This is a genomic window from Phocaeicola sp. (assembly GCF_048170425.1).
GTDB lineage: Bacteria > Bacteroidota > Bacteroidia > Bacteroidales > Bacteroidaceae > Phocaeicola.
Window position 1 is genome coordinate 1 of sequence record NZ_DBEXBB010000147.1, and the last position, 7110, is coordinate 7110.

2 protein-coding genes are annotated in these 7110 nt (G+C 48.7%); both read left to right on the forward strand.

The annotated features are described in order from the left end of the window. Positions 1 to 1290 (forward strand): aminoacyl-histidine dipeptidase (locus ACMJ0U_RS05660; RefSeq protein ID WP_417128742.1); only part of this gene is annotated, 1290 nt, incomplete at its 5' end. A 185-nt stretch (positions 1291 to 1475) separates the two neighbouring features. After that, positions 1476 to 7085 (forward strand): alpha-2-macroglobulin family protein, encoded by a 5610-nt coding sequence (locus ACMJ0U_RS05665; protein ID WP_417128744.1) that lies wholly within the window; start codon positions 1476 to 1478, stop codon positions 7083 to 7085. The last annotated feature ends 25 nt before the right edge of the window (positions 7086 to 7110 follow it).

Consider the following 7110-nt stretch of genomic DNA (forward strand, 5'->3'; position numbering starts at 1 on the left):
TATCGCAAACCGGCCACTCCGGGTATGGAAGACCGGAAGTCTGTCATCCTTCAGGCTCACATGGACATGGTTCCTCAGAAAGACAAACATACACAGCATGATTTTGAAAAAGATCCTATTCCGGTTTATGTAGACGGCGAATGGGTGAAGGCTAAAGGTACCACATTAGGCTCAGACAACGGTATGGGTGTGGCAGCCATCATGGCCATTATGGAAGACAAGACCTTGAAACACGGTCCGCTGACTGCGCTGATTACTGCCGATGAAGAAACCGGTATGTATGGGGCGTTCGGCTTGAAACAGGGTACGGTGGAAGGAGAAATCCTGCTGAACCTGGATTCAGAAGAAGAAGGTGAGCTTTATATTGGCTGTGCAGGTGGAGAAGACCTGACAGCTACTTTGGAATACAAGGAAGAAGAAACAGATCCGGAAGACGTGGCACTGAAGGTGACACTGAAGGGATTGCGTGGTGGTCACTCTGGTATTCAGATTGGCTGGGGACATGCCAATGCCAACAAGTTGATGGCTCGCTTCATGAATCAGGTGATTGCTTACGATGAGGCTTGTCTGGTGTCATGGGAAGGTGGAAACATGCGCAACGCCATTCCGCGTGAATGTGAAGTAGTGATTACCGTACCGGCTTCGGAGGTAGAAGATGTGCTGGCATTCGTGGGTGAATGCGAACAGGTATGGCGTGATGAATTCGCTACCATTGAAGACAATATCAGCTTTACGGCAGAACGTGTGGACTTGTCGAAGATGATGGTGCCGGAAGAAATCCGTGATAACCTGGTGGATGCAATTTATGCATGTCCGAATGGAGTAGAACGTTTCATCCCGACTATCCCGGATACAGTGGAAACTTCTTCTAACCTGGCTATCGTAGAAATCGGCAATGGAAAGGCTGCCATTAAGGTATTGACACGCAGCTCTCGCGAATCAATGAAGGATTATCGCAATACGGCTATCGAGAGCTGTTTCTCTATGGCAGGTATGCACGTAGAACGTTCTGGCAGCTACTCTGGATGGGAACCGGATGTAAACTCTCCGATTCTGCATGCCATGAAGGAATCTTATAAGGCACAGTTTGGTGAAACACCGGAAGTGAAAGTGATTCATGCCGGACTGGAATGTGGTATTATCGGTGCGGTTGTACCGGGACTGGATATGATTTCATTTGGTCCTACTTTGCAGTGCCCGCATACACCGGAAGAACGCTGTCATGTGCCGTCAGTGAAGAAGTTCTATGATTTCTTGCTGGCTACACTGGAAAATACACCGAAAAAGTAATATCCGTTAGTGGATAAATAGATACGGAGGCTGTCCGATTCCCGTAAAAGGGAAAAGGGCAGCCTCCGTTTTTTTTGTTTCGATTTTCTGTGGTTTTACTTCTTTTAATGAAAATCTGTGCAGTAAATCAGGGTTTTGGTTTTATCTTTATAAAGACAACCTTGTAAAACTTAAAATTGGAAATTATGAACAGACTATTCTTGATATGTGCCACGGGATTGTTGGCTTTTATGTTCCCTTTGGCGGGGATAGCTCAGAGTTACGACCGTCTTTGGAAGGAGGTAGAGGAAACCCGGAAGAAGGATTTGCCGCAGACCTTGATTTCACAGGTGAACCAGATTTATGAAAAGGCAAGGAAGGAGAAGAATGCTCCGCAGATGCTGAAAGCATATCTTTCGCGGGTGGAATGTCAGGTGGGGCTGACACCGGACAGTTTGCAGCGTGAACTTTGTCGACTGAATGCATGGGCTGCAGAGGAGAACGATCCTTTGCAGAAAGCCGTGTTGGCGTTTCTGTCAGGATACTATAAGTTGGAATCCGCTCCTCAGGAAGTGGACAGCGCATTGTATGAGTTTGACCGGGCAGTAAAGGATAAAGAGGTTTTGCTGGGCGTAGCTACGACCGATTTTCGTCCGATGGCTGAACAGGGCAAATGGAGCCAGCGCTATTTCGGTGACAATATGTACGATTTGCTGTTACGCCAGTCCATCTTTCAGCTTCTATGGAATGGGGGAGGAAGCAAGGCCGTACAGTTGGCAGTGTTCGACAAGTATGAAAAGCTGATTGCACAATACGAGGCGGCAGGAAATCGTGACGCGGAATTATTGACACGTCTGGAGCGATTGATGTACTGGCAGCGTAATGGATGGAGGTATCCGCAACAGCTGTCGGACGAACAGGTGTTGGAGCAGTTGCAGGCGTGGGCAAAAGCCTATGAAGGAGTAGATGCCTGTGCGGCGTTGTATGTGTCATGGGCCGATTTCTATCATCAGAAACAAGACTTCGTGTCCGAAATGAAGGTGATAGAAGAAGGAATAAAACGGTATCCTTCTTCGGAATTCACGGCCGATTTGAAGGATAAGCAGCGCATAGTGTGCATGCCGTCGCTCTCGGTGCAGGTAACTCATCCTTATCCGCAGACGGAAGCGGAACTTCGTGTTACCAGCAAGAACCTGAGAGGGGCGACACTGGAATGGTATAGACTGAACCTAAAGGCTTCTTCTTCTGTGTTTGCACAGAATCTGGAGCATGCGGACCTGATAAAGAAGTATGGTAAACTGGTGGATAAAGTGCGGTTGGACTTGCCGGATACTCCAACGTACAAGGATACGGTTTCTGTGCTGACCAGCCGGATGCTCGAGGCGGGGATTTATATATTGAAATCAATCCCCGACGGCTATCAGGATAAAACGGGATACGATGTAGTGCATCTGTCTGCATTGCAGGTGGTTTCTTTCCCGATGGAAGGAAGGCAGACGGAGTGTCATGTGGTGGATTGTAAGACAGGAAAGCCGGTCGCAGGGGCAGAATTGGTGTTCTATTCCATTCCTGTGCCGGGTAATTATACCTTATATAAGACGTTTAAAACCGATAAGCAGGGCAAGGTAGTAGTGCCAGACATGAAAGAATCATTGTGGATGCATGCACGTGCAGGCAAGGATGAGTTTATGCAGGTGGCTTACTGGTCCAGAAGGGTGTTGCCGATGGTCAATGACAGCAAGAAGAAGGTGGACCGCATGGATTTGTTTACCGACCGTGCGCTGTACCGTAAGGGACAGACGGTATACGTGTCTGGAGTGGCTTATACGCAGGAAGGCGATAGTGTAGAGGTACGCAAAGAAGCGGCCATCTGGCTGGCGTTGAGGGATGCCAATAACCGTGAGATAGCCCGGAAAGAATTGACTACGGATGATTTCGGTGCATTTTCAGCGGAATTTCAGTTGCCTTCGGAAACATTGGCTGGCATGTTTCGGATAGAATCGGAAAAGGCTTCTTGTTATATCCGGGTAGAAGAATACAAGCGCCCGACGTTTGAGGTAACCTGGAAAGAAGTGCAGGAAGCCTACACAATGGGGGATTCCTTGCAGCTGGAAGGTATGGCGAAAAAGTTTTCCGGCGCGCCGGTGCAGGGTGGTAAGGTGCGTTATACCTTGACCCGTTCAAAGGCTTGGTTCTGGCGGAGCGTGGCAGGAGAACAACAGCTGGCGGAGGGTGAACTGATGACTTCGGCCGATGGAACGTTTGCGGTGAAGGTTTGTCTGGAACGTCCGGATACGGAGGTCTCTTTAGGTTGGGACGGATTCTATCGTTATCAGGTGAAGGTGGAAGTGACGGATGCGGCCGGAGAAACGCAGGAAGGTGTACTGGTGCTTCCGGTGGGTGAGCATGCCATCGGATTACAGATAAAGGGATTGGGCGGAAAAGTGGCTCGTGAGAAACTGGAGAAGGTTCAGGTGCAGGCCTTGAATATGCAGCAACAGCCTGTGGCATTGGATGTGACTTGCTCGCTTTATGCGTTGGATGAGGCCGGAAAGAAGCAACAAACAGTATGGGAGGATACGGTGAAATCCGGACAACCTTTCCTGCCGGAAGCATGGAAGAAGTTGGGCTCTGGAAAATACTTGCTGGAGGTAACCGCCAGTGATGAGCACGGGCGTCCTTGTCGTGCAGCGCAGGAGTTTGTACTCTTTTCGTTGAAAGACCGGGTTCCTCCGGTAAAGACTGTGGAATGGTTCTATCAGGACGGCACACAGCTGGAGGAAACGCAGCCGGTGACCTTGTATGTGGGCAGCAGTGAGAAGAATGTGCATTTGTTTTATCATGTATACAGTGGCAACCGAATGCTGGTTTCTGACTCGTTTGTGCTGAACGAGGAAATCCGTCCATTTGATTATACGTGGCGGCCGGAATACGGCGATGGTATTACCGTTAGCTTTGGATTTATGAAAGACGGTATCTGGTATTCCAAGCAAGTCGCTTTGAAACGTCCGGTACCGGAGAAGAAACTGACATTGAAGTGGGAGGTTTTCCGTGACCGTTTGCGTCCGGGCACAGAAGAAACCTGGACCATGCAGATTCTGGATGCAGCAGGCAAACCGGCAGATGCTCGTCTGCTGGCTACCTTGTATGATGCTTCACTCGACCGTCTGTGGGATAATCCGTGGAACTTCCAGTTGAGTTTCAGCCGATATACTCCTTCGGTCATGCCGTTTATTCAGTCGGTGAATAGCATCGTGATGGCTTATTCGCCCTTCTACAGTTATTCATTGTCTTCTGTATATAGTCCTGATAACTCGCAATTGTACAGCCGGCTGTGGGTTCCTTCTTTGCGTCAGTACAGAACCTTCTCCCGAAACGGACTGATGGTACGCGGGGCAAGAATCATGATGAAGGCTGCGGCTGTAGCGCCAGATTCCATGAGGGCGGATGAGGCTTTGAATGTGCAGACGGGATTCACGCAGGATGACGGAGTGGAAGAAGCCGAATGTCAGTCTGGAACGGTCTCTTGGGAAACGGAACAATCAGTGATTTTACGCGAGAATTTTGCAGAAACGGCTTTCTTCTATCCTGATTTGCGTACAGATTCAACCGGAACCGTACGATTGGTGTTTACCGTACCAGACGCGTTGACGCAGTGGAATTTCAGAGGATTGGCACATACTCGCCACATGGATTACGGACTCTTGCAGGCAGAAACCCGGACCGAAAAACCGTTTATGATTCAGCCTAATTTGCCTCGTTTCCTTCGTCGGGGAGATGATGCTTCACTGGCGGCTTCTTTGATAAATTTGTCAACGGAAGAGGTGAAAGGGGTAGCACGTCTGGAATTGGTGAATCCCATGAGTGAAGTTGTGGTGTATCAGGCTGTGCAGGACTTCTTGGTGAAGGCTGGAGAAACGGGTAGTGTACGTTTTACTTTCCCGGTGAATATGGATGGTGAGGTATTGATTTGTCGGATGAAGGCGGAGGCTGGTGAGTTTAGTGATGGAGAGCAACATTATCTTCCCGTGCTGACTGACAAGCAATGGATGACGGAAACCTTGTCTTTGCAGGTGAAAGGCGGGGAATCTCAGGCAGTGAATTTAGAGGATTTGTTTAACGGACAGAGCAAGACAGCCCAGAAACGCCTGTTGACCATTGAACTGACTTCTACTCCGATATGGTATGCCGTACAGGCACTTCCGGTAGTAGGAAATCCGCAGCAGGACGATGCATTTTCCTGGGCTTCGGCTTACTACGCCAATGCATTGGCACGGAAAATTATAGAACTTAATCCGCAGATTCAGCCTGTATTTGAAGCTTGGAGAAAGCTGGGAGTAAAAAAAGAAACTTTGTGGAGTGAACTGGAGAAAAAACAGGAACTGAAAAGCTTGTTGTTGGCTGAAACGCCTTGGTTGGCTCAGGCGACAGATGAACAGGAGCAAAAACAGCGGATTGGATTGTTATTCGACCTAAATACGATGAATTACCGCATGGGGCAGACTGTGGAGAAATTGAAGACGTTGCAAAAAGCGGATGGAAGTTGGAGTTGGTTCAACGGTATGCAGGGCAGCCGATTGGTTACTACGCAGGTGGTGGAACTGCTGGCTCGTCTGAAATCCATGAATATCATGACGGATACGCAAGTGGCCGGAATGTATCTGAAAGGCTTGAATTACTTGGAAAAAGCCTTCCGTCAGGAATATGAGAACCTGAAGAAAAATGAAGCGGGTAAGAAAGGCCAGCAGTTGCCAAGTGAATTGGCGGTAAGGTATCTGTATATAGTATCGTTGGATGTAGCCGCTGGAGAAAGGGTTAGTGAGGCTGCAAAAGAATACATGACGTCTAAACTGGAAAACCGTTCTGCTGCCTATTCCATTTATGAAAAGGCATTGATAGCTCGGATTCTTCAGGCGCAGGGAAAGCGTTCGCAGGCGGAGATGCTGGTACATTCTATTAAGGAATATACGGTAGTGGCACCGGAAATGGGACGTTATTTTGATACGCCGAAAGCCGGATACGCATGGAACGGTTACCGCATTCCGACGCAGGTGGCTGCTATGGAAGCTATTCAGTATGTGGAGAAGGATGAAAAGATGCTGGAGGAGATGAAACACTGGTTGTTGAAACAAAAGCAGGTGCAGTGCTGGGATACGCCATTGGCTACGGCGGATGCGGTGTATGCCTTGCTGGCAGATGGTATGGCATTGAAGGAAGCCGGACAGATGCAGGCGGTGGCAGGCAATGTCATGCTGGAAACTCCAAAAGATGGACTGGGCAGTATCAGTCATACGTTAAGTGGAGCGGAGGCTGAGGTGAAGATGCTGACCGTAAGCCATACGGGAAAAGCTGTCGGATGGGGTGCCGTGTATGCACAGTATTTGGAAGATATGGACCGTGTAAAAGTATTTGAAGGTAAGGGCCTGCAAGTTTCACGTGAGTATTTATATAAAGGTAGAACCTTGTCTGCCAAAGAAAAGTTGCAGGTAGGCGACAAACTGACAGTACGCTTGACTCTCCGTGCCGACCGGGATATGGACTTCGTATGCCTGAAAGACGAACGGGCAGCTTGTATGGAACCCATACGGCAAATCTCAGGTTATGAATGGTCCGATGGGCTGGGTCGGTATCGGGTAAATGGAGATGCAGCGACAATCTTCTTTATGGATTACCTTCGGAAAGGAACTTATATTATTGAATATGAAGTTTATGTAGATCGTTCGGGAGTATATCAGGCAGGTACGTCGGAAATCCAGTCGGTATATGCCCCGGAGTTTGGCAGTCATACAGAAGGGCATATACTTTATGTAGAATAAAAAATGTCCGGACCGAGATTTCGGG